This window comes from Muricauda sp. SCSIO 64092 (assembly GCF_023016285.1).
In the GTDB taxonomy this organism is placed as follows: domain Bacteria; phylum Bacteroidota; class Bacteroidia; order Flavobacteriales; family Flavobacteriaceae; genus Croceivirga.
Window position 1 is genome coordinate 4,510,637 of sequence record NZ_CP095413.1, and the last position, 23,827, is coordinate 4,534,463.

General features: G+C 43.3%; 22 protein-coding genes. 6 read left to right on the forward strand and 16 right to left on the reverse strand.

The window, feature by feature from the left end; translation table 11 throughout:
• The first annotated feature begins 1 nt into the window (after position 1).
• The gene (gene nadB / locus L0P88_RS18665) at positions 2–1,579 is read left to right on the forward strand and encodes an L-aspartate oxidase (protein ID WP_247131423.1); all 1,578 of its coding nucleotides are present in this window, start codon (positions 2–4) and stop codon (positions 1,577–1,579) included.
• Between the two features lie 51 nt (positions 1,580–1,630).
• On the opposite strand, the gene L0P88_RS18670 is transcribed toward nadB, so the two are convergent.
• The 3 genes from L0P88_RS18670 to meaB are packed head-to-tail and all read right to left on the reverse strand — an operon-like array spanning position 1,631 to position 4,527.
• Positions 1,631–2,503, reverse strand: coding sequence for a lysylphosphatidylglycerol synthase transmembrane domain-containing protein (locus tag L0P88_RS18670; RefSeq protein WP_247131424.1), 873 nt, complete (start codon positions 2,501–2,503; stop codon positions 1,631–1,633).
• The gene (locus L0P88_RS18675) at positions 2,484–3,446 is read right to left on the reverse strand and encodes a glycosyltransferase family 2 protein (protein WP_247131425.1); all 963 of its coding nucleotides are present in this window, start codon (positions 3,444–3,446) and stop codon (positions 2,484–2,486) included. Before L0P88_RS18675 ends, L0P88_RS18670 begins: the two co-directional genes overlap by 20 nt.
• 25 nt (positions 3,447–3,471) lie before the next feature.
• Positions 3,472–4,527, reverse strand: a complete 1,056-nt coding sequence (gene meaB / locus L0P88_RS18680) for a methylmalonyl Co-A mutase-associated GTPase MeaB (RefSeq protein WP_409557694.1) — start codon at positions 4,525–4,527, stop codon at positions 3,472–3,474.
• A 170-nt stretch (positions 4,528–4,697) separates the two neighbouring features.
• Here meaB and L0P88_RS18685 point away from each other — a divergent pair, with 170 nt between their 5' ends.
• From L0P88_RS18685 to L0P88_RS18695, 3 genes are read left to right on the forward strand one after another with little or no spacing between them, the layout of a single operon-like run.
• Positions 4,698–5,240 carry an RNA polymerase sigma factor gene (locus L0P88_RS18685; RefSeq protein ID WP_247134897.1) on the forward strand — a complete coding sequence of 181 codons (543 nt, stop codon included), beginning with the start codon at positions 4,698–4,700 and terminating at the stop codon, positions 5,238–5,240.
• Entirely contained in the window at positions 5,224–5,814 is a 591-nt protein-coding gene (locus L0P88_RS18690) for a hypothetical protein (protein ID WP_247131426.1), read from the forward strand. The genes L0P88_RS18685 and L0P88_RS18690 overlap by 17 nt, the downstream gene beginning before the upstream one ends.
• Complete coding sequence (locus L0P88_RS18695; protein ID WP_247131427.1) at positions 5,789–7,240, forward strand: hypothetical protein; 1,452 nt, start codon at positions 5,789–5,791, stop codon at positions 7,238–7,240. Before L0P88_RS18690 ends, L0P88_RS18695 begins: the two co-directional genes overlap by 26 nt.
• A 60-nt stretch (positions 7,241–7,300) precedes the next feature.
• Here the strand turns inward: L0P88_RS18695 and msrA are convergent, their stop codons facing one another.
• Both msrA and L0P88_RS18705 read right to left on the reverse strand, forming a co-directional pair.
• Positions 7,301–7,975, reverse strand: coding sequence for a peptide-methionine (S)-S-oxide reductase MsrA (gene msrA, locus L0P88_RS18700; protein WP_247131428.1), 675 nt, complete (start codon positions 7,973–7,975; stop codon positions 7,301–7,303).
• Positions 7,976–8,048: 73 nt separating this feature from the next.
• Complete coding sequence (locus L0P88_RS18705) at positions 8,049–8,732, reverse strand: metal-dependent hydrolase (protein ID WP_247131429.1); 684 nt, start codon at positions 8,730–8,732, stop codon at positions 8,049–8,051.
• 76 nt (positions 8,733–8,808) lie between these two features.
• Here L0P88_RS18705 and L0P88_RS18710 point away from each other — a divergent pair, with 76 nt between their 5' ends.
• Positions 8,809–9,483, forward strand: coding sequence for a peptidoglycan DD-metalloendopeptidase family protein (locus L0P88_RS18710; protein ID WP_247131430.1), 675 nt, complete (start codon positions 8,809–8,811; stop codon positions 9,481–9,483).
• A gap of 489 nt (positions 9,484–9,972) precedes the next feature.
• Here L0P88_RS18710 and L0P88_RS18715 read toward each other — a convergent pair whose 3' ends face one another.
• A complete protein-coding gene (locus L0P88_RS18715) occupies positions 9,973–10,116 on the reverse strand; it encodes a hypothetical protein (RefSeq protein WP_247131431.1) in 144 nt (47 codons plus the stop codon).
• 101 nt (positions 10,117–10,217) lie between these two features.
• Here L0P88_RS18715 and L0P88_RS18720 point away from each other — a divergent pair, with 101 nt between their 5' ends.
• Positions 10,218–10,454 (forward strand): hypothetical protein, encoded by a 237-nt coding sequence (locus L0P88_RS18720; protein ID WP_247131432.1) that lies wholly within the window; start codon positions 10,218–10,220, stop codon positions 10,452–10,454.
• Between the two features lie 12 nt (positions 10,455–10,466).
• Here the strand turns inward: L0P88_RS18720 and L0P88_RS18725 are convergent, their stop codons facing one another.
• The 10 genes from L0P88_RS18725 to L0P88_RS18765 form a co-directional block, all read right to left on the reverse strand.
• Positions 10,467–12,026, reverse strand: coding sequence for an amidohydrolase family protein (locus tag L0P88_RS18725; RefSeq protein WP_247131433.1), 1,560 nt, complete (start codon positions 12,024–12,026; stop codon positions 10,467–10,469).
• A 7-nt stretch (positions 12,027–12,033) separates the two neighbouring features.
• The gene (locus L0P88_RS18730) at positions 12,034–14,547 is read right to left on the reverse strand and encodes a M14 family zinc carboxypeptidase (RefSeq protein WP_247131434.1); all 2,514 of its coding nucleotides are present in this window, start codon (positions 14,545–14,547) and stop codon (positions 12,034–12,036) included.
• 45 nt (positions 14,548–14,592) lie between these two features.
• A complete protein-coding gene (locus L0P88_RS18735; protein WP_247131435.1) occupies positions 14,593–15,468 on the reverse strand; it encodes a sensor histidine kinase in 876 nt (291 codons plus the stop codon).
• A gap of 161 nt (positions 15,469–15,629) precedes the next feature.
• Positions 15,630–18,992 carry a preprotein translocase subunit SecA gene (gene secA, locus L0P88_RS18740; protein WP_247131436.1) on the reverse strand — a complete coding sequence of 1,121 codons (3,363 nt, stop codon included), beginning with the start codon at positions 18,990–18,992 and terminating at the stop codon, positions 15,630–15,632.
• 136 nt (positions 18,993–19,128) lie between these two features.
• Positions 19,129–19,353 carry a DUF2795 domain-containing protein gene (locus L0P88_RS18745; protein ID WP_013551418.1) on the reverse strand — a complete coding sequence of 75 codons (225 nt, stop codon included), beginning with the start codon at positions 19,351–19,353 and terminating at the stop codon, positions 19,129–19,131.
• A gap of 116 nt (positions 19,354–19,469) precedes the next feature.
• Complete coding sequence (locus L0P88_RS18750) at positions 19,470–20,027, reverse strand: cob(I)yrinic acid a,c-diamide adenosyltransferase (RefSeq protein WP_247131437.1); 558 nt, start codon at positions 20,025–20,027, stop codon at positions 19,470–19,472.
• Positions 20,024–20,158: a hypothetical protein gene (locus L0P88_RS24010; RefSeq protein ID WP_281499694.1), complete on the reverse strand. Its 135-nt coding sequence runs from the start codon at positions 20,156–20,158 to the stop codon at positions 20,024–20,026. The genes L0P88_RS18750 and L0P88_RS24010 overlap by 4 nt, the downstream gene beginning before the upstream one ends.
• A gap of 30 nt (positions 20,159–20,188) precedes the next feature.
• Positions 20,189–20,695, reverse strand: coding sequence for a hypothetical protein (locus L0P88_RS18755; RefSeq protein ID WP_247131438.1), 507 nt, complete (start codon positions 20,693–20,695; stop codon positions 20,189–20,191).
• An 18-nt stretch (positions 20,696–20,713) separates the two neighbouring features.
• A complete protein-coding gene (locus tag L0P88_RS18760; protein WP_247131439.1) occupies positions 20,714–22,585 on the reverse strand; it encodes an ABC-F family ATP-binding cassette domain-containing protein in 1,872 nt (623 codons plus the stop codon).
• Positions 22,586–22,598: 13 nt separating this feature from the next.
• On the reverse strand, positions 22,599–23,762 hold the full coding sequence (locus tag L0P88_RS18765; RefSeq protein ID WP_247131440.1) for a DUF4105 domain-containing protein: 1,164 nt from the start codon (positions 23,760–23,762) through the stop codon (positions 22,599–22,601).
• Positions 23,763–23,827 lie beyond the last annotated feature (65 nt).

Genomic DNA, 23,827 nt, shown 5'->3' on the forward strand with positions numbered 1-23,827 from the left:
CATGCAAAAAACGGATTATCTCGTTATTGGTTCTGGTATTGCGGGCTTGACTTTTGCATTAAAAATGGCCCAACATTTTCCCAAAAGAAAAGTGACCATCGTAACAAAAGGGGACAGGGAAGAATCCAATACCAAGTATGCCCAGGGAGGCATAGCCGTTGTCCTTGATAAACAGAAGGATTCCTTTGAGCGTCATGTGGAAGATACCTTGGTGGCCGGTGATGGACTTTGTGATACCAAAGTTGTGGAAATGGTCGTGAAGAAGGCCCCTGGATTGTTTTGCGAGTTAATGGGGTGGGGGGCGCGTTTTGATGCTGATGAAAGTGGTGAGCTGAACTTGGGCAAGGAAGGTGGACATTCCACAAAACGTGTTGCCCATTTTAAGGATAGTACGGGATACGAAATAGAAAGGGCACTATTGGCCTATTGTTCCGATTTAAAGAATATTGAGTTGCTTCCGGAACATTTTGCCGTTGACCTTATAACGGAACATCATTTTTCGGAACAGCGTAAAGGTCCCAAAACGAATTTTAGTTGCTATGGGGCCTATGTTTTGGAACAGGGCTCCGGGAGCATTTTTCCCATTGTGGCTTCGTATACCATCATGGCAGCGGGAGGAATAGGTCAAGTGTATGGCCACACTACAAATCCCATAATCGCCACGGGCGATGGAGTGGCCATGGCGTATAGGGCAGGTGCAAGAATCCAGGATATGGAATTTGTACAGTTTCATCCAACGGCCCTGTACGGAGACGAGCGTTCCCCAGCTTTTTTGATTTCTGAGGCGGTACGTGGTTTTGGGGCGTATTTGGTGGATGATAGGGGACATCGGTTCATGCCAAAATATGATGCACGTGCAGAACTGGCCCCTAGGGATATTGTTTCCCGAAGTATTGACTTTGAGCTTAAAAGGACGGGAAAAAAGTGTGTGTATCTTGATTGTAGGCACTTGGATGCCCAGGAGTTCGTGACCCATTTTCCCAATATCCATCAAAAGTGTCTTTCCCTTGGAATTGACATTAGCAAAGATTTCATTCCTGTGGTTCCCGCGGCACATTATCTCTGTGGGGGGATTGTTGTGGATATGAAGGGAAGGACAACACTGAATAACTTGTTCGCTTGTGGGGAATGTGCCAGAACGGGATTACATGGGGCCAATAGGTTGGCCTCCAATTCGCTTCTTGAGGCCTTGGTGTATGCCGACCAAATTTTCTCGCACCTGTCAACTACCCGGTCCTCGGAATCTAGGAGCAAAAAAAATGACATTCCCCTTTGGGATGACCAAGGAATGGTGATATCCAAGGAGAATGTGCTTTTGAGCTATGGCCTTGAGCAATTGCAGGGGATTATGCAAAATTATGTGGGCATTGTTAGGAATAACCGAAGGTTAAAAAAAGCAAAACAGCATTTGGAACTTATTCATAGGGATGTTGAGGAGTTGTACCAACAGACCAAATTAAATACGGCCTTATGTGAGCTACGTAATATGGTGGGTGTAGCCCATTTGATTATTGAGCAATCCCTAGGTCGCAAAACAAATAAGGGAGGGTTCTATAACGCCGATAACAAGCAGGATTAGGCGTTGCTTACGTCTTATGTTTTGCCTGCCGCGGAAAAAACACTTTGGCAATTAGTCATATACTTCCAACCGAGGTTTTTTTACATGATATCCTATGCCTAAAAAGGAAACCAGGGCGGTAATCAAAAAGAAAACAAAGCTGATTCCGATGGCAGTATTTGCATCCAATTCCAGCCATTTGGCCCCGTAGAGAAAAGTAACCTCCCGACTTCCAATTCCCCCAATGGTCAAAGGGATGACGGATACAATGGAAGAAATCATAAAAATGAACAAATAGGCCAAAATGGGTTCGCTTATACCAAGGGCCTGTATAATACAGAATGTTGCAGCCAATTGAATGGACTGAAGTAGGGTAGAATACCCCAAAGAACCCCAAAATACGGGAAGGGCATAGGAAAACAGTTTCTTGTTTAGTATCCAAAAGCTTAATATACCCACAGGAATGGACAACCAAAAGAGCCATTGTAATCCCTTAATGATCGGTATTTCAATTAAAGTGGCAAGAACACAGGCGAAAATAAGGATCAATAACATTCCGCTTAATCGGTCCAACAATAATACGCCCACCACCTTTTTTGTCCCCACTTGATATTTTTTCTGGATTACATAGCCCTTATAAGCATCACCCCCGATTCCTCCCGGAAGGAAAAGATTATAGAACATCCCCAACACATAGAGCTTTAAATTGCTCAATTGGGTAAGTTTTACACCAATGGTGTGAAAATAAAGGTTAAGCCGCAAGGCGTTGAATATTTTGGACAGGACAAACAGGAGAAAAGCAGCTATTAGCCATAAAGGGTTTGCCGTTTTCAATACGTTGACGACCTCCTTAAAATCAATTTTTGTAAAGATAAAGTAGATCAGTACGGCACTGACGACCACCTTTAAGGCAGTGGTAAGGAGTTTACGCTGCTTTTCCGTCACCTATGGTAATTTTCTTGATGCGATATGGACGTTTGGATTGTGATTCGTAGTAGGTCCTGATGAGCAGTTCCATTACAATACCAATGGTAAAGAGCTGGATTCCGCCCAAAATGAACATCATACCAAAAATAAGTAGGGGACGTGTTCCAATATCCTGTCCAAATCCGAATTTTACGATAAGCAAATAGGCTTCGATCAAAACGCCCAGGATAATTAACAAAACCCCAAATATCCCAAACAGGTGAATTGGACGCTGAAAGTATTTACGGATAAAAAGCAGCAACATCATATCGGCCACCACTTTAAATACCCGTTCCAGCCCATATTTGGATTTCCCGGCATGTCTGGCGTGGTGCTTTACGGGGACCTGTTTTATCTGTGCCCCTTCCAAAAAGGCCAATAGCGTAATGAACCTGTGCATTTCCCCATACAGGTTCAATCCTTTGGCAATCTCCTTAGTGAATATCTTTAAGGCACATCCGTTGTCCTTAATGGATAACTTGGTCACACGGCGGACCAAAAAGTTGGCAATTTTAGAGGGTATTTTCTTTACCAGGGAATCTTTGCGCTTCTGTCGTATGCCCGTAATCAAATCATACGTTCCCCCCACTGCGAACTCCAACATTTGTGGAATATCGGAAGGATCGTTCTGTAAATCCCCATCCATGGTTATAATGTATTCCCCCTGGGCATAATCCAAACCGGCGGCCAGGGCCAGACTTTGGCCATAATTCTTTTTCAATTCGATCAACGTAACCAGATGATCGTCCATTTTTTGGACCACCATTTTGGTGTCATCGGTAGAGAAATCATCAACATATATAATTTGATAATGGTACCCTTGGAGACTTTCATGTATTTTTTGTGTGAGCAGTTCAACATTGTCCTGCTCATTGTATAACGGAACAACTATGGAAAGAAGGGCGTTGGTGACGGGTTGCATGAATCGCGATTAAATCGATGTAAATTTAGGGTATTTCATCGGTACCTGGGTTGCTGATGTTCAGGAGTTCATGGGCCGCTGCCACTGGTGAAATGGTGTGGTTTGCTATCTGTTCCAAATAATTGGCCATTTTTCTTTTAATGGTTTCCCGTCCAAAAAACTGAAACTTTAATTGCTCTTCGACCGTCTGTAAAAACCAGTTTTTGTTTTGGGCGATCCTATTTTCCCCAAAATGCCCATTTTCCTTTGTAAGTGCCAAAAACTTTAAAATCATTTCCCAGACGGCATCGATTCCCAAATTGTTTAGGGAAGAACAACTCAATACTTCCGGTGACCAAGCGTTTTCTTTTGGAGGATAGAGATGTAAGGCCCTTTTAAACTCCGTCATGGCAAGTTTTACCGCTTTCAGGTTTTCTCCATCAGCTTTATTAATGACCAACGCGTCTGCCATTTCCATTATCCCCCTTTTTAATCCTTGAAGTTCGTCTCCGGCCCCTGCAAGTTTTAAAAGAAGGAAAAAGTCAACCATACTGTGTACCAAGGTTTCACTTTGGCCAACACCTACGGTTTCCACAAGCACAACATCAAATCCAGCGGCTTCACAAAGGATAATGGTCTCCCTTGTCCTTTTGGCAACCCCCCCAAGGGAATCCTGGGCAGGGGAAGGCCGTATAAAAGCATTGGGGTCCTTGGCGAGTTTTTCCATTCGGGTCTTATCCCCAAGTATGCTTCCTTTGGTTACACTGCTTGAGGGATCCACGGCCAAAACCGCCACTTTTTTCCCCATTTGTGTCAAATGGGTCCCAAAAGCCTCTATAAAGGTGCTTTTGCCCACACCCGGTACCCCAGTTATACCAATACGGATACTATTACTATGGACTTGGAGGCATCTGGTGACCAATTCTTCCGCACGCTCAAAGTCTTTGTTCCGCGTACTTTCAATGAGTGTGATGCCCTGGGCTAATGCAATTTTATCCCCATTTTTTAGGGAATTAAAAAGCACTGGTATGTAAATGGGTCCCTGTCTCCGTATTTTGGGCAACTGCGCCTTTTGCCCTAAGTCATTTCTTTTAACGGCCAAAATCCTTCTACTTTATTTGGGTAACGAAAATAAGACAAAACCAGGTTTAAATTGGTGATTTTAAAGCTGTATTTCGATGGGTGTTTTTTTGTTAAAATCCGTTAAATGTGCTGCATTTTGCCACATTGGTTTTTTATTTCAGTCTATAAAGTAACAACAGTAAACCGACCATTTTGCAACTAGAACTGGTAGAACAGTGTAAGGCCAACAATAGAAGTGCACAGCTACGGCTGTATCGAAAGTATTGTGAAGGGATGTATTGTGTGGCTATGCGTTTTTTGAAAAATGAGGATGATGCCGAGGATGTGTTGCAGGAATCATTTATCAAAGCCTTTCAGCGCATCCACCAGTACAAGGGTGAAGTAGCATTTGGGGCGTGGCTTAAACGAATTGTGGTGAATGGTTGTATTGATTTTTTAAAGTCCAGGAAGCAGCGAATGCTGGAGTTGGATGAGCGCTATATCCATATGGTGGATGATGGGGATTGGGATGTGGAAGAGGGAATTGATATGGAAGACATTAAAACGGCCATTGAGGAGCTCCCGGATAAGTATAGGTATGTGGTTCAGCTCTATTTGATGGAAGGATACGATCACAGTGAAATATCGGAAATCCTTGGTATATCCGAAACGGCATCAAGGACAAGGTTGTTGCGGGGAAAAGGTAGGTTAAAAGACATGTTAAAGCAATCGAATTATGGGACAGGATCTTAGAAAACTATTTGAAACGGAAAGGAAATCCAAAAAGTATCCGATGCGTGAAGGCCATGAAGCCCGATTTTTGGAACGATTGGAATCCGAACTTCCAAAAAAGGAACCAAGACCTGTGTTCTTTTGGATACGGATAGCCGCTGGGATAGTGTTGCTTATAAGTATTGGCGCCTATTTTTTGATAAAAGGTCCTTTAGCTACCAAGACCCCAAACACCATAGTGGTCGATAAAGCGAACTCGGAAACATCAAAAACGGGGATATCCCTGGGCGATCTTTCCCCGGACCTCCAAAAGGTGGAGAATTTTTATGTGGCCAGCATTAACTATGAACTGTCCCAATTGGATGTTTGTGAGGAAAACAAGGAAATGGTGGATGGGTTTATGGAGCAATTGGGAGGGCTTGATGAAGAATATCGTGAATTGAACAAAGAACTCAACGAGTTTGGCCCCAATGATGAAACCATCTCCGCCCTTATCCAAAACCTACAATTACGGTTGCAATTATTGCAAAAATTGAAACAAAAATTAAATCAATTAAAATCATCAGAAAATGAACAGGAAACCAATATTATTTAGTGCAACACTGCTCTTTGGAGTAGGGGTTTGGGCTCAGGAAACCAAAACGTACAAGGAAACCTTTAACGTGGCCACGGATGCCGTTTTGGAAATCAATACGTCCCATGCAGACATCGAATTTGATACATGGGATAAAAATCAAGTTGAAATTGTAGCTACGGTAACCTTGGAAGGCGCCGATGAGGATGACGCGAAAGCCTATTTTGAAAAGGATCCAATCAAGATTGTGGGAAACAGCAAGGAGATCGAGATTACGACCCGAACCGCAAATTCATGGCATTTTGGCAATCTATCGGGAGATTTTTTCAATGGGGATTTTGATTTCAATTTTGATGTGGAACCTTTTTTCCTTGATTTGGAAATCCCTGATCTTCCAGAGTTGGCCGTCATTCCCGAATTACCGATGCTACGCCCTATGCCGACCATAAACTTTAGAAGTTTTGACTACGATGAATATGAAAAGGAAGGAAGGAAGTATTTGGAGGAATGGGCCAAAAGTTTTGGGGAAGGATTTGATGAGGAGTACAAAGAGCGGATGAAGGAATGGAGCGAAAGAGTGGAAGAGCGTGCCAAAGTATGGGAAGAGCGTAATGCAGAAAAGCTGGAGGAACGTAAAGAACGATTGGAAAAGAGGGCAGAGGAGTTGGAAAAAAGAGCGGAGGAGCGTGCCAGACTATTAGAGGAAAGAAAGCAGGAAATGAAAGAATACCAAGAGCGCAGGAAAGAATTACTGGAAGAGAGGGCAGAGTCCAGAAGGGGAAGAAGTGGCAAAGAGCCCAGAATATTTTACTTTTCGGATGATGGGGAAAACAAAAAATATAAGGTAAAGAAGACCATCAAGATAAAGATGCCCAAATCCGTAAGGCTAAAAATGAATGTAAAACATGGTGAGGTAAAACTGGCCGCTGCCACCAAAAACATTAATGCAAGCTTGCGTTATGCAAGCTTGCTTGCCGCTACCATTGAAGGGGAAAACACAACCATTAGGGCTTCCTATTCGCCCATAGTGGTACAGAATTGGAGCTTGGGGCAACTCAAGGCAGATTACTCCAACCCCATTACCCTTAAAGAAGTCGGGGAACTTCAGTTTAATGGGGTTTCTTCAGATATTGTCATTGACAAATTGCGCAACAAGGTTTTTGCAACCAATAATCTGGGCAAACTATTGATAAATGATATTGGTCCGGGATTTACGGATATTGATGTCTCCGTCCAAAATGGTGAGGTGATCTGTATCTTGCCGAGTACCCCGGTTTCCTTTTATTTGAACGGAACAAAATCCACCATACACTACCCCTCAGATTTGATCATGGAACACACCAAAAATTATGATACCAGTATCCACAAGGGGTTTAGGGGAAAGGACAACTCAGGAAAACGGATTACGATAAACTCCAAATACAGTGATGTGGTACTAAAGGAGTGAAGGCTTCTGGAAGGAAATCCCAATATCGTTATCAAATCCTAACCTATGAACTACAAAATGCTAATGCGCTTCCTCCTTTAAAAATTCCTGAAAGTTTTCCTTAAATCGATTCAATCTGGGAATTGATACGGCCCGAACATAGGAATTGTCGGGGTTCTTTCGCTCAAAGTCCTGATGGTACTCCTCGGCCTTCCAGAACTTTTCAAAAGCCATAACATCGGTAACTATGGGACGGTCATATACATTTTCGGACTGCAATAGGTTGATGTAATCCTCAATGATCTTTTTTTCATCCCCATTTTTGTAGAAGGCAATGGAACGGTATTGGGTACCGCGGTCGGGCCCCTGTCTATTCAATGTTGTGGGGTCATGTGATCCAAAAAATACCTGGACCAAGGCCAAATAGGAGATTTCCTTAGGATTGTAGTATACCTCAACCGCTTCCGCATGCTTGGTTCTTCCATAGGCCACTTGTTCATAGGTCGGGTTTTCCTCACTTCCACCGGAATATCCGGACACTACCTCTTTAACTCCTTTTACACTTTCAAAAATGGCTTCAACACACCAAAAACAACCACTGGCAAAATAAGCGGTCTCATATTGCTGCAACTCCTCTGGGGAGAGTATCACCTTCTCAGGGATTTTCGCCTGGGCCAATTCTGTGTTGTTCGACTTGGTAATAGTATTGCACCCCAGCGCGATGGCCACAGTAAAGAGTAATGAAAAAAACTTCATAATCGTATTTTTTACCTTTAGTACTGCAATATGCACACAGATTACAAGGAATTGGGTTAAAAAATGTTAAGTTTTACAGGCTAATGGCTTCACCAATATCCGGTAACAGTAACTTTTTACCCTTTTCTTCAAAGTAACTTTGGGCAGCGGCCTTGTCAATGGCAATGGGCGGAAAGGTATCATAGTGGCATCCCATAACCTTTTTACATCCCACAAAATCCGCAGCGGTAACGGCATCTTCATACCCCATGGTAAAGTTGTCACCGATGGAAAGAATGGCTAAATCAATACTGCCCATGGTTTCCGGAATCAACTTCATATCGTAGGTAAGGGCAGTATCCCCCGAGATATAGATTCTTTTGTTTTCGGCCGAAATGACAAAACCACCAGGATTTCCACCATAGGAACCATCGGGCAAAACACTGGAATGGATTGCATTGACATATTTGACCATACCAAAATCAAACTCCTTCTTCCCCCCGTGGTTTAAAGGATGGCCGTTTAACCCTTTGCCCCCAAACCATTCCACAATTTCATAATTGGATACCAATAAGGCTTCTGGATTGTTTTGGGCAATACGTTCCACATCCAGGACATGATCCTGGTGCCCATGCGTGACCAAAATGTAATCGACCCTTAGACTGTCAATGTCAATCTCCCTGGCCAATTCATTGGCCGAAATAAAGGGGTCAACGATAATTTGCTTTCCGTTTATTTCCAAATGTAGGGAGGCATGACCCAAGTATGTTATCTTCATGTTCGTACTTTTTGAAATCAATCTGAAAATTACAAAATCCAATCCCTTTTAAATATCTTGAAGCCGAATTTATCCAATGGAAATAGTACAATCTATCAAAAAAGGATTAGGACCCATCCCAATTTTGGACAGCAGCATTCCCGTTTCCCAGTATTGCCCTATCAATTTATCCAAAGACAATAGGGAACTGAATTCAGTCAATGTGTCCGATGCCCGGGAGTGTCAGGATTATGTGGACGTTGTTTTAAAAAGAAATGGTGGAAGGGTAGCCTATGGTGGGTATTTGGAAAAGAGAAACTTGTATGGGGACAGTGAGCGATTCAAGGGGAAGGAACCGAGGGATATCCATCTGGGGATGGATTTCTGGTGCACATCGGGGACCAAGGTTCTGGCACCACTGAACGGTGTAGTACATTCTTTTGCGAACAATTCCGATTTCGGAAACTATGGACCTACGGTGATTTTAAGGCACCAAATCAAGGGGGATTCCTTTTATACCCTTTACGGACACCTATCATTGGAATCATTGGGAGGACTTTATATGGGAAAGGTCATTGAAAAGGGAGAACCCTTTGTTTCCCTGGGGACTCCGGACATCAATGTGGGCTACGCACCCCACCTGCATTTTCAATTGGTCCTGGATTTGGATAATTATCAAGGGGATTATCCTGGGGTGTGCTCTAAAAAGGACTTGGTTTACTTCCGCAAAAATTGCCCCGATCCAAACTTACTTTTAGGGTATCCCTTTTAGTTATCGGTGTATTGCCCTTAGTTACCGATTACCGGTTTTGTACTCAAAAAACACTCATCGATATTTTTTTACACTTAAGCGCCTAAGGATGTTTTAATCGAAAAATTTAGAACGCTTGGCGAGATAAATCGGACTGGTCAGGGGTCGAAAATAGCTTTGATATAAGAAAGATTCGGACTTATGAAAGCTATTTTAACCTGCTTGGCAATTTTCGCTTTTGCTTTCCTGTCAATGGCCCAGGGGAACAAAAGTGAAGTTAACGTGGAATTTCCAATGGAAACGATTGGGGTCCAACTCCAAGAAGAGCCCCAAACAAGAAAGCGGATTCCCAAGAGTAAGCGTATGGCACGCCTCTATTTATTTAAAAATTCGCGTGTTAAAAAAGAATTGTCCTTTAGGACCAAGAGAAACAAAAGCAAATTAGCGTAATATGGATACTCTGTCTTTAATCTGTTTATGTACGAGTTTGGTTTTTGTAATTGCATCCATTTACATCAACATAAAGCTCTCCAAAAAGGTTTTTAGGTCAAAAAATCCAATGCGCCATCGCACCTCGCATCGATGAAATGCACTTCCTTTCAGTGTGCTGTTCATCGGATCAAAAACGGTTGTCGAGACTTTTTTACACTTCATCCAGAAACTGGTTTTTAATCGAAAAACCAGTGTTCTACAGCGAGTTATATCGCTACCGCTTTCATGTGAAAATACCTTTACAACGTAAAACAACCCAAATCATGAAAGCAGTTTTGACCTTTTTCCTCTTCATTTTCCTAACAACTTCAGTTATGGCCCAAGGTGCCAAAAAGGAAGTAAAGGTAGCCACGATTACAGTAGGCGTGGAGCTGAACGTCAAAATTGAAAAAACGGATGCTTACAGCAACAAAGTTGCCCGTTTGTACAGGTTCAAAAATTCCAGGGTAAAAAAGGCCCTAAAGTTCCAAACCAAAAAACAAAAAGCTAAAATCGCCTAAGACTTATGGAAACTAATCTATCCCTGGTTGTTTTATTTTGTAGTTCTGTTTTTGTTTTTGGTTCGCTACTGTTGTCCTTACGTCTTGTAAAAGCTTCTTTGCGTCGAAGATAATACCGTCTTTGATCGTATATTTTACACCCCCAACGCGAACTACTTCGTTATCCGCGTTAAGCCTTATGGCCCCTGTCCCATAGAGTACTTTTAGGTTTTTAAGGGGATTTTCCTCCACGATGACAAAATCGGCCAATTTTCCAACGGCGACGGTCCCTATTTTGTCTTCCATTCCCAAAGCTTCGGCCCCATACAGTGTCGAGGAACGAATCACCTCCAGCGGATGGAAACCCGCTTCCCGGAGCAGCTCCATTTCCCGTATATAGGCAAAACCATAAAGTTGGAAAATGAAACCTGAATCAGAGCCCGTGGTAACCCTGCCCCCTCGGTTCTTGTATTCATTGATAAAGGTCATCCAGAGTCTATAATTGTTCCTCCAGGCCACTTCTTGCTCCGTCCCCCAATCATGCCAATAGGAACCATGGCTGATCATGCTGGGTTGATAAAACTTCCAAAGGGAAGGTAAGGTATACGTTTCGTGCCATTCTGCCCTTCTCGCCCTATGCAAATCCCTACTGGCTTCATAGATGTTGAATGTTGGGTCCAGGGTAAAGTCCAGCTCAAGCAACTCGTCCATTACCTTGTTCCAATGCTCGGAATAGGGTTCTGCGGCTTGCACCCAAAGTTTTCCTGCTTCTTCAAATCGGTGTTGTTCATTTTGATAGTTGTAATCCAATGGATAATCCTGAACGGTCCGATCCTCAAAAAGGGCCTCTGGAAGACCGTACCAGTGCTCCATGCTGGTGAGTCCGGCCCTTGCCGAATGAAGGACGTTCCATCGGCCAACATCCATTTGGGCGTGGTGACAAGCGGAACGAAGTCCCAGTTTTTTATTTTCGTCCAGGGCAGCACGCATGATTTCCGGTGGTGCCCCAAAGAACTTGACACCATCCGCTCCTTTCTTTGCATTCTCGCGCACCCATTCCCTTGCCATTTCGGGTGTGCTGATGGGGACATCACTTCCCTGACCAAATCCAGTGTATGCGAGGACCCTTGGAGCTATGATTTCATTTTTTTCACTTTTACGCTTCAAATCCAGGGTCCAGTCAATTCCACGGCCGCTGGGCTCCCGCACGGTGGTAATGCCATGGGCCATCCACAATTTAAACACATAATCATAATCCGCACCTTGGGATACACCACCAATATGGCCGTGCATGTCCACAAAACCGGGTAAAAGGTACATGCCGGAACAATCCAATTCCTTTCCTCCGGCTTTAAGTTGGGGTCTTTTGGAGCTGTCAATTTCCACACCAGGATAACCTACGACCGCAACACCCACAATTTTGTTGTTTTCTACCACAATATCAATGGGACCTCGCGGAGGGGCACCATTGCCATTGATCAATGTGACCCCTCTTATGATCAGTTGGGAAAAGGGACCTTCCTTTAGGTTGTCCTGTGCCGTGACCGTAATTGATAGGAGAAGTACGGTTACAATGGAAAGCGTTTTTTTCATTTGATCGTTATTCTGGAATTTGAATTTTATCCCCTAAAAACAAGGCGTTCAAAAACAATCTATTGGTGCCGTACCACGACCCTCGGAAATTGGGATTGTCCGCAAACAGGATTACCCTTCCCTCTTCCAATTTACTCACCACTAAGGAAGCGGAATGGTTAAGAAATTCCTCGGTGTTCTTTTTGGTGATAAATCCATCAATATGGGCGTCCTTGGCGTATTTAGCTACTGTGGAATAGTCGTTTTGACTTGGTTTTAACCAAACGGAATTGTTTTTGTATATCGGGATTTGGGTATCCCGATAGCCAAAGGCCAGGGGATGCGTCACATCCAGATCCACCTTTAAAATAATACCACCTACTTCTTCTTTACCTATATTTTCCCTGGCATCCACATAAGGCTTTCGCTCCACGGCCTTTGTGGAATCCTTGGCCACTTCCACCAGTTTTTCCTTCACCAATTTTTTGTCCACAACCCATTTGGAGGCTCGACCAATGGTAATCAGGGTATTTCCCTTTTTTACCCAGGCTTCAATGATCCCTTGTTGTTTTTTGGTTAGGGTATATCCACCGGAAACCATGACCAGGGTATTGTACTTATCAAAATCTACCCTATTGAAATTTCGCAAAGGTATTTTGGTAATCGGCATATGTACACGGGTGTCCAGAAGGTGCCAAACCTCGCCAGCTTCATAGGAACGCACCCCCGTACCGATAAGCATGGCAGCTTTGGGCTTGGTAATGGGACTTACACTACGGCTTCCCAAATCAATTCCTTTGGCATTATAGCCCGTTTTTACCGAAAACATGGGCACATCATATTTCTTTTGGGCTTTTTGGATCAATTCAAAGATTTCATCGGAGCTCTTTTTTTGAAGTGATACCGGAACCACCAAGGCCCCGTAATTAAACGCCTTATCTCCAACCGTGGTTTTGGCCGTAAACGGTTTAAAGGAACTTGAAACCGTAATTCCGTTGGTCTGAAGATAATGTAACACTGCCGTTGCATTGTAATCATCATAATCGATGATATAGGCATAATCCGTTTTTTGGACCGGAACCACCGAAACCAGTTCTTCCGTGGAAGTAACTTTTTCGCCTAGGTTCAAGCTTGTGACCGGCCTGTATTTCATATTGTAGAAATTGGCCACAGACCAGGCTGAAGCATCATAATACACACTATCCCGATATTTGTCGTAGGTTTCAAAAAAGCTTTGTACCATTCGATATTGGGGTTGATTGGTCGGTACCACATAGGAGCCATTGGCCTTATAAACATCCACTTTGTGCAATAAAAGCTTGTCAATAAAGGCCTTCACCCGATTTTTATCATAGTCATCTTTGAAGGAATACCCCTTGATTCGACTTTTGGAGGCATTGCCCAATGCGCTCTTAAAAAAGTCTTGCTGATATTTTCTTAGGTAAGCCTTATTTTCAACAGCCGCCCTTACGGTGGCAATACTGGTGACATACTGATTTCTGATCGTGAAAGGAAAGGTAATTTCCCCAAAAGCTGTTTTTTGGACATGTCCCCTGGAACTTGCCTGTTCAAACAATAGGGCAAGTGCACCTTGGAGATCGGGGTAGGAGGAGCCATAACCAGGATACGTACCGTCAAACACTTCTTTGGTGAAATAGAAAGAGCCTATGCTGTCCAATGCTTGGGCAAAGTAATCTCCGAAAAGATTGTTCAAATCCACATAGTTTTCCCTGGGCATGATGGGATTCAATGATGCATTGTCTTTCATCGGCTCAAAGAAATAGGAACTTTGGGTTCCCATTTCATGAAAATCGGTCACTACATTGGGGTACCATTCATGGTACCAGGTCAATTTCCCACGGCTTTCCGGATGTATTCCAAGAAGCCAGTCCCTGTTTAAATCAAACCAATAATGATTGGTACGTCCGCCTGGCCAGTATTCGTTGTGTTCCGCATCCTGAGGGTCGGAAACCTCGGGATTGCCTTGATACATATTGGCCCATTGGGTGTGACGGTCCCTGCCATCCGGATTAATGGTAGGATCGATCATTATCACGGCGTTACGAATATAATTTAGGATTTCCGGATTATTGGAAGCAGCGAAGGTATAGGCCGATAATAGTGCCGCTTCCGAAGTAGAAGGTTCGTTTCCGTGCACATTATAGCCCAGGTTAATGAAAATGGGCACGGCATCGTAGTTTGAAACGGACCCTGAAGGGTCCACAAATGCTAAATGATCTTGTTTGATGTTGTCCAGATTCTGAAGATTTTCTGGGGAAGAGATGGTCAAGATGACCAGTTTTCTACCTTCATGGGTCTTACCATATTCATAGATGGAAGCCCTGTCGGAAACCGCTGCCAATTTGGTGAAATAGGCTACGATAAGGTCATGTCTGGTGTGATGCTCCCCGATGTCATATCCCAGGAATTCGGAAGGTGATGGGATGGCCTCGTTGAACGGATGGAATTTTTTGTAAAAATAATCTTGTGCGCAAAGGCCGGTGCTTAGGAACAGCACCATAAAAACGATGTTTTTGAACATAGGAAGTGTGATTGAGTTAGTCCCTTTAAAGATAGGGGAAACCAACTAATCCACCGAATTGAATTCCTCTACCACTTCCTCAAAATTGATTTGATAGTAAGTGCCTTTGGTTTCATTGTCCCTTACGATGCTGCCCTTGAGTTGTCTGGCAAGGTTATGAATGAGTTTCAAACCCAGGGATTTTGTGGTTTTTGGATTTACATCATCTGGGAAACCGATCCCATTGTCCCCCAAATACATTTCAAAGCTGTTTGTCCCCTTTTTTGAGAGATGAATTTTTATTTCACCTTCCGTATTATTGGGAATCCCGTATTTAAGGGCATTTGTGATGGTTTCGTTGATGATCAATCCCAAAGGGATGACCGTATCTATACTTAAGCGGTAATCGCCAATATCAAAGTCGGTCGTCACTTTGTTTTCATTGCCTTTGACGGAACGGACCAGGTATTCGCAAAGTTCCTCCACATAGGGCTTTAGTTCAATTTTTGAGGTGTAATCGTCCCTTTTGTACAACATTTCATGGACCATGGACATGGAAACGACCCGATGTTGGCTACTTTTAATGATGCCCTCAATCTTTGGGTCCGCTACCGCCCTGGATTGCAGGCTCAATAGACTGGATACCGTCTGTAAGTTGTTTTTTACGCGATGGTGTACTTCCTTTAAAAGGGTTTCCTTTTCCCTGAGTTTTGCCTCCAAACCTGAATGGGTCTGTCGGTATCCACTGTTTTTTCTGATATGTAACCCATTGCCAAGGAACAAAATGGCCATAAGCAATAGGACCAACAATACAAGGATATGGAGCTCCTTTGTCCAACAATAGGCCAATAGGGCAAAAGAGATGGCCGAAGCAAAATAGTTCAGTATCTCAATAAATTGGTTCTTTTTTGACGCTTTCCTGTCGGTGGATCGGTCTCTCATGGATTAGCGGTTAGCAACTAATTCACAGGATAAGGGAGTACCCTTAAACTTTAAATCTTAGGGGTGTTCAGGGCGTAAATCTAACCATGTTTTATAACATAATCAAAAAAGGCAACCGAATTCTGGTTGCCCTCATTGGGATATGACTTTTTTGAACGGGATTATTCCTCTATCAGCACCCATTCGCCTTTATTGATCAAAGGCTCTGCTTGTTTGAACTTTACCGTTTTGCTTTCACCGGACATTACATGCTTGATGGTGACACGTTCATTTCGCCCAATTTTTGGACGTTCGCGGACAATGGTTTCCGTTTTTTGGGGACGTTGGCCCTGCGTTTGTCCGGCAGCCCTGTTTTGGGCAGCAAGTTCATCGCTGTTTGGAATCTCTTCCTTGGTAGTGCGTAGTTTTTCCTTAGGTCTGCGTACCGTTCTGGCCTCCCGGATTTGATTGGTATTCCCAGCGGGCAACTCCCCTTTGAACAAGAAGGAAATTACTTCCTTGTTTACCTTGTCGATCATACTTTTGAAGAGCTCAAAGGCCTCGAACTTATAAATCAATAGGGGGTCTTTTTGCTCATGGACCGCGAGCTGTACGGACTGTTTCAGTTCGTCCATTTTTCGTAGGTGCGTTTTCCAGGAATCATCTATGATGGCAAGGGTGATGTTCTTTTCAAAATCGTTTACCAATTGTTTCCCATTACTTTCGTAGGCATCTTTAAGATTGGTGACCACATTTAAGGTCTTTACCCCATCAGTAAAGGGAACGACAATGCGTTCAAATTTGTCCGACTGGTTTTCATAGACATTTTTGATCACGGGAAAAGCAGTTTCGGCACTGCGCTCTACCTTGGTCTGGTAGTGTTCGTACGCCACTTTATAAACTTTTCCTGCGATATCCTGAAAGCCCAGGCTCTTGAACTGTTCTTCGGTTATGGGCGAGGTAACGGAGAAGTACTTGATGAGTTCAAACTCAAAATTTTTGAAATCATCGGCCATTTTATTGGTTTCCGAAATCACTTCACAAGTATCATAGACCATATTGGCGATGTCCACCTTTAAGCGTTCGCCTTGAATGGCATGTCTTCTTCGTTTATAGACTACCTCACGTTGTGCATTCATCACATCGTCATACTCCAATAATCTTTTACGGATACCAAAGTTGTTTTCCTCCACTTTTTTCTGGGCACGCTCAATGGATTTTGTCATCATGGAATGCTGGATGACCTCTCCTTCTTCCAATCCCATACGGTCCATCATTTTTGCTACCCGTTCCGAACCAAATAGGCGCATGAGATTATCCTCCAACGAAACATAGAATTGGGAACTTCCTGGATCTCCTTGTCGACCGGAACGTCCGCGCAGCTGTCTGTCCACCCTTCGGGAATCATGACGCTCCGTACCTACTATGGCCAGTCCTCCTGCGTTTTTTACGTCCTGTGTCAGTTTAATATCGGTACCCCTACCGGCCATATTGGTGGCAATGGTGACCACTCCGGGGTTTCCAGCCTCTGCAACAATGTCCGCTTCCTTTTTGTGCAGTTTGGCATTCAGTACGTTGTGGGGAATCTTACGAACGCTCAATAACTTGGAAAGCAATTCCGATATTTCTACGGAAGTGGTACCAATGAGTACGGGACGACCGGCTTTTGAGAGTTGGGTCACCTCTTCTATGATGGCATTGTATTTTTCGCGCTTGGTTTTGTAGATCAAGTCATTGCGGTCATCCCGGGCAATAGGTCTGTTGGTTGGGATTTCCATGACATCCAACTTATAGATTTCCCAAAATTCGCCAGCCTCGGTAACGGCAGTTCCCGTCATACCTGCCAACTTATTGTACATTCTAAAATAGTTCTGGAGTGTAATGGTGGCAAAAGTCTGCGTCAGCGCTTCGATTTTCACATTTTCCTTGGCCTCTATGGCTTGGTGCAGGCCATCCGAATAACGCCGCCCATCCATAATACGACCGGTCTGCTCATCCACGATCATTACCTTGTTGTCTATAACAACATACTCAACATCCTTTTCAAAAAGGGTATACGCCTTTAACAGTTGGCTCATGGTATGGATCCGTTCACTTTTTATGGCGAACTCCTTGAACAGCTCTTCTTTTAACTCCGCTTCCTTTTCAATTTCAAGGCCTTGATTTTCTATTTGGGCTATTTCCCCTCCAATATCCGGCATTACAAAGAAATCCTTGTCCTGTTCCCCGGAGATGTAATCCACCCCCTTATCGGTCAATTCAATCTGATTGTTCTTCTCATCTATGGTGAACAATAGGTCCTCATCCACTTTGGGCATTTCCCTATTGTTGTCCTGCATGTAGAAATTTTCCGTTTTTTGAAGCAATTGTTTTACGCCTTCCTCGCTTAAAAACTTAATGAGGGCCTTGTTTTTGGGCAATCCCCTATATACCCGTAGCAATAGGAACCCACCTTCCTTGGAATCTCCCTCCTTGATCAATTTTTTGGCTTCGGCCAAAACCCCGGTCAGGTGCTGGCGTTGTTTTTGGACGATATCCGAAACCTTTGGTCGCAATTCATTGAACTCATGACGATCTCCTTCCGGAACAGGTCCGGAAATGATCAATGGGGTCCTTGCATCATCGATCAATACGGAATCCACTTCGTCCACAATGGCATAATGGTGTGGACGTTGTACCAAATCCTTTGGTGTGTGGGCCATATTATCCCTGAGGTAATCAAAACCAAATTCGTTATTGGTGCCATAGGTGATATCCGCATTATAAGCGGCCCTACGGCCATCGGAATTGGGCTGGTGCTTATCAATACAATCCACGGATAGTCCATGAAATTCAAAGATTGGCCCCATCCAGGTACTATCACGTTTTGCCAGATAATCGTTCACGGTAACCAAATGGGCCCCTTTTCCGGAAAGTGCATTTAAGTAGAGTGGGAGGGTGGCCACCAAGGTTTTTCCTTCCCCGGTCTGCATCTCGGCAATTTTACCCTGATGCAGTGCAATACCGCCAATAAGCTGTACATCATAATGGACCATATCCCAGGTTACTTCTTTTCCTGCGGCGTCCCAAGAGTTTTTCCAAACGGCATCATCACCTTCAAGACTAACATAATCCGCCCTGCCGGAAAGTGAGCGGTCAAATTCCGTGGCCGTGACCTTTAGGGTGTCATTGGTGGCAAAGCGCTTTGTGGTTTCCTTGACCACCGCAAAAGCCTCGGGTAAAATTTCATTTAACGTATCTTCCGAAACTTTGTAGGCCTCTTCATTTAGTTTGTCTATTTCGGAATAGATCTCCTCATTGCGATCGATATCCGTTGAGGCTTCCACCTCTTTTTTCAAGGCTTCGATTTTTTCATCGATAGAAGCGCATTTTTCCTTTATCTTGGATTTAAATTCATTGGTCTTTTGTCGAAGTTCATCATGCGAAAGCTGTTCCATTTCGGATTCAAAAGACTTTATCTGCTTTACCAAAGGTTGTAGCGCCTTGACATCTTTTTCGGATTTATCACCTACAAAGACCTTTAGTATGGAATTTACAATGCTCATGGATATGGTTTCCTTTGTATTGTCAAAAGCCGTTCCAGAGTGAAAACGACCGATTACTTAACGGTTAGACTGCCAAAATTACACAAAAAAAGCCTCAATAAAGAGGCTCGGGCTATAGTGTTTTTAGGTATTTTATTTAATATTCATCCTCATTCCAGAGGTAGTCTTCCTCTGTGGGATAGTCTGGCCAAATCTCTTCAATGGATTCATAGATTTCCCCTCCTTCCTCTTCCATGGATTGCAAATTTTCCACAACTTCCAGTGGTGCTCCGGTCCGGATAGCGTAATCTATCAATTCGTCTTTGGTGGCTGGCCATGGTGCGTCGCTCAAATAAGAGGCTAATTCTAATGTCCAGTACATAGCAATGGTTTGATTTTAAAATTTTTGCAAAAATAGTTTTTCAACTGAATCTTCCAAGTAAAAACTTGCTTATTTCAGATTTATTTTAAAATAGTTTAAAAGTAAGGGCAAAAAAATCAGTCCAATTTCTCTGGAATCCATTTTACCTCCTTGGCTTTTAAATCGTTTGACAATTTTCGTGCCAGGACAAACAAATAATCGGAAAGGCGGTTTATGTAGGACAACACCGTGTCCGGAAGGGGTTCTTCTTCATGGAGGTAGGATATCATTCGTTCGGCCCGTCTACAAATTGTTCTGGCCACATGACAGTATGACACGGTCGTATGTCCCCCGGGGAGGATAAAATGGGTCATTGGGGGCAAAGCACGGTTCATGGCATCGATCTCTTGCTCCAAAAAAGTACTGTCCGTCTCTTGCACCCTGGGAATTTTGAGTCTATTGTCCTTGGTAGGCTCGGTAGCCAATATGGCCCCAAGGGTAAACAGTTTTTCCTGTATTTGGGTCAAGGTGTTTTGGTAATGCGGATCGATTTCCTGGTCGCGCAACAGACCGATCCAGGAATTGAGTTCATCCAAAGTACCATAACTTTCAATCCGGATATGGTGTTTTGCCACCCGCTTGCCCGTGAACAATGCCGTAGTTCCCTTATCGCCGGTTTTGGTGTATATCTTCATTTTTCGTGCCTTCTTTTTCCTTCCATAAACTTTCTGGACTTCCGTTTCCTGGTATTCCTTTTGTTGTAGAACAAAACCACGAAATAGACCAGGGCCAGCCCTCCTAGGATAATATAGATGGTGTTATCCATGATTTTTGAATATTTCCTAAAATTACTTCTTTACAAACGAATGGTAAAATGCTCTTTTGCTTGTTCCTTTCGAAAAAATAGAAACCCTACCCAATAACAATCGATGCTAACCGTAATCTGGGAATGGGCAATGGCCTTTTTCCATTCCAATTGGTTTTTTGGTAGGGCATTTACCAGAACCATACTGTCATTATATAGCCCTTTTTGTTGCATTATACGGATCAATGTTTGGTAATTGAAGTGCTTGAAGACCATGATATCGAAGGGGGGATTTTCATAATTCAGTTTTGGGAATGCCTGTTTCAGTTGACTTTCCAGGGTATTATCATCCGCCACATGAATGTTTTTGCTTCCAAAAAAGGGAATACTCTTAAAAAGGATATCCTCCATCCTGTTTCTGGATAGCCTGGGTTTTTTATAGAGGCATTCCGTTACATAGCGGAATACAAAGGGCGAGTGGATACCGTGTTGATTGGTGGATTTGAGTAAAAACCCCAGGTAGGTAAAAACGGTCGAAAATCGTTGTGCACTTTTCATAAAGCGATAAAACCGGGGCTATCCCCCATTGATGGAAGATAATTCAAACCATCGTTCCGTTTTCTGCTCCAATTCATCATCCAGTTTTCCCAGTTGAATTGACAGGTCATTGATTTCTTCCCCGGATAGGTCGTTTTCGGCAAACTTGTTTTGAAGGTCTACTTTTTGTTCCTCCAATTGTTGGATCTGTTTTTCCAGTTGCTTCAGTTCCTTTTGTTCCAGATAGGACAGTTTTGGGGAATCGTCCTTCTCCTTCCATTGATTTTTTTCTGACTTTGTATCGGATTTCAACTCCCGTTCTTCCTGCAATCGACTTGCTTCGTATACCCTGTAGTCCGTATAGTTTCCGGGAAAATCCTCAATGATTCCATCCCCCTTGAAAACAAATAGGTGGTCCACGATTTTATCCATGAAGTATCGGTCGTGCGATACCACCAGCAAACATCCCGGAAAATCCAATAGAAAGCTCTCCAGCACATTCAACGTTACAATGTCCAGATCGTTGGTAGGTTCATCCAATAGTAAAAAATTTGGGTTTTGGATAAGTACCGTGCATAGGTAAAGACGTTTGCGTTCGCCACCGCTTAGTTTTTCAACAAAATCGTATTGCTTTTTTCGGTCAAAAAGAAAGCGCTCCAACAGTTGTTGGGCAGAGATTTGCCTTCCTTTTTTTAGGGGGATATAGCCCCCAAATTCCCGTATTACCTCAATGACCTTTTGTCCTTCCTTAACCGTGATCCCTTTTTGGGTATAGTAGCCAAACTTGATGGTATCGCCCACTACGATTTTTCCACCGTCCAAAGCGGTGTGGCCCGTTAGGAGATTCAGGAAGGTAGACTTGCCGGTTCCATTTTTACCAATGATCCCAACGCGTTCCCCCCTGGTAAAACTGTAATCGAACTTGTTTAAAATGGTTAGGCCACCATAGGATTTATGAACGTTGTGCAATTCCACAATTTTACTGCCCAAACGTTCCATATTGAGTTCCAATTGTACCTGGTGCTCTTTTCTGCGTTGGTGGCCCAGGGACTTTATCTTATGGAAATCGTCTATTCTGGACTTGGATTTTGTTGTACGTGCCTTGGGTTGCCTTCGCATCCAATCCAACTCTTTTTTGTACAGGATTTTGTTTTTATGCGCTTCTACCGATTCCCTTTCCATCCGAGCTTCCCTTTTTTCCAGGTAATAGCTATAATTCCCTTTGTAGGAGTATATCGTATTATTGTCCAGTTCCAATATTTCATTACAGATCCGTTCCAGAAAATAACGATCATGGGTCACCATAAAAAGTGTGATGTTTTCCTTCTTGAAATAGTCCTCGAGCCATTCTATCATTTCCAGATCCAAGTGGTTGGTGGGCTCATCCAATAGTAAAAGGTCAGGTTTGTTGATAAGGGCATTGGCAAGGGCCAAGCGCTTTTTTTGTCCTCCGGAAAGGGCACCTACTTTTTGATGCAATTGGGAAAGGTTGAGTTTAAAAAGAATCTGTTTGTACTGCGTCTCAAAATCCCAGGCACCAAACCTGTCCATGGCTTCAAAAGCTTTTTGATAAGCTTCTTGATCTTCAGGGTTTTGAAGGGCTTTTTCATATTGCGCCATGATTTGTAGGACTTCACTTTCCGAAACAAAAATGGTTTCTTCAACGGTCAAGTTTGGGTTTAAATTTGGTTCTTGCGGAAGAAAGGATATTCGAATATCCTTTCTTTTGATGACCTGCCCGGATTCTGGTTGGTCCAAACCGGCCATAATGTTAAGAATGGAAGTTTTACCACTTCCGTTTTTTGCGATCAAGGCGATTTTTTGATCCTTATTAATACCAAAAGAGATGTCTGAGAACAAGGTCAGCTCGCCATATGATTTGGAAATGGACTCAACCGTAAGGTAGTTCATTATAGTCTGTACTCTAATTTCTTTTTAGTAAAAATACGTATCGCACCACCAAAATAAGCATCAATGGAATAATCAGGGGCGAAAAGCTTTGTACGCCAAACACCCAGAGAAGTACAAGTAATCCCATACTGCCCAGGGCAATTTTAAGATAGTTGGAAAGCCATGAAAGCTGTCTGTTGAACAACAGTAAAAATGCAACTACGGCATTGGGGGGAAGCAACCAAAGGAAGTTAAAATTGTTTTTGGTGACCAAATGATCCGTGATAAACCATAGGAGTAAAATCAAACAACCGGCCAGGCCTGAAAGCAGGAATAACAAAAAGTCCAGCCATTTGTGCCTGGTCCCATGTTTAAAATCCAAATAGGTAATTACCAGGACAAAACCAAGAAGGGCAATGAACCAAAAAAGGGGAGAGGTCATAAAAGTCCCATGGTCGGTGGTTTCGGGATATTCCAAAACGCTACGCTCCCTTTTTAAGAGGGGTTTCCCGTTTCGCGTGGTATTCCGCAACTGGTGCATGGCGTAATATGGCGAAAACATATGGCCCTCTACGGTAGCCGTTTTATCGGTGACATTGCCAAAGGCCAGTTCAATACCGAAGGCGCCCCAGGAATTGGTGGGTATAAATTCACGTACCAATTGCCTGTAGGAGTGTTTAGGGTCCAAATGGTCACCATTAAACGTGATGGTATTGTCCACTTCCTCCTTTAATATCTTTCCAGTGATGTTGGAGCAATTATTGAACAAGGGATCGTAAAGGTAGTCCCGATTTTCCGGACGATAGTTTTCTTCAAAAAACTGGAACAACCTATTGACTTCTTCTGATGTTAAATCCAAAAGTTGTTCCTTTACCCAACGTTTTTCGTATTCATATTCGAAAAGAAATCGGTCGAACCTACTGCGGCTCAAGGAATAAATGAGTTTTCCCCTGGCAAAATTGAGGTAGAAGTTGGGCTTGTCAAAATCAAAGGTTCCATAATTGTATACAATATCCAGGCCCAAAGCGGAGTCCTGCACCCTAAAGGCCGTATGTCCAAAGGCAGTGTACAATTGATTTCCGGCACCACAAGTGAGCACACTTATTTGGGCATTTTCGGATAATTGCGGAAGGTTCTGTGCCGAATGCCCCCATGTTAAAAGGAGAAAGGGCAGCAGAAACAGTTGTTTGATTCTCATGGATAGCAAATATCAACATATTTGTTATTTGGCGGTCAACTGAAAAAAAATAAAGCCTATTTTTT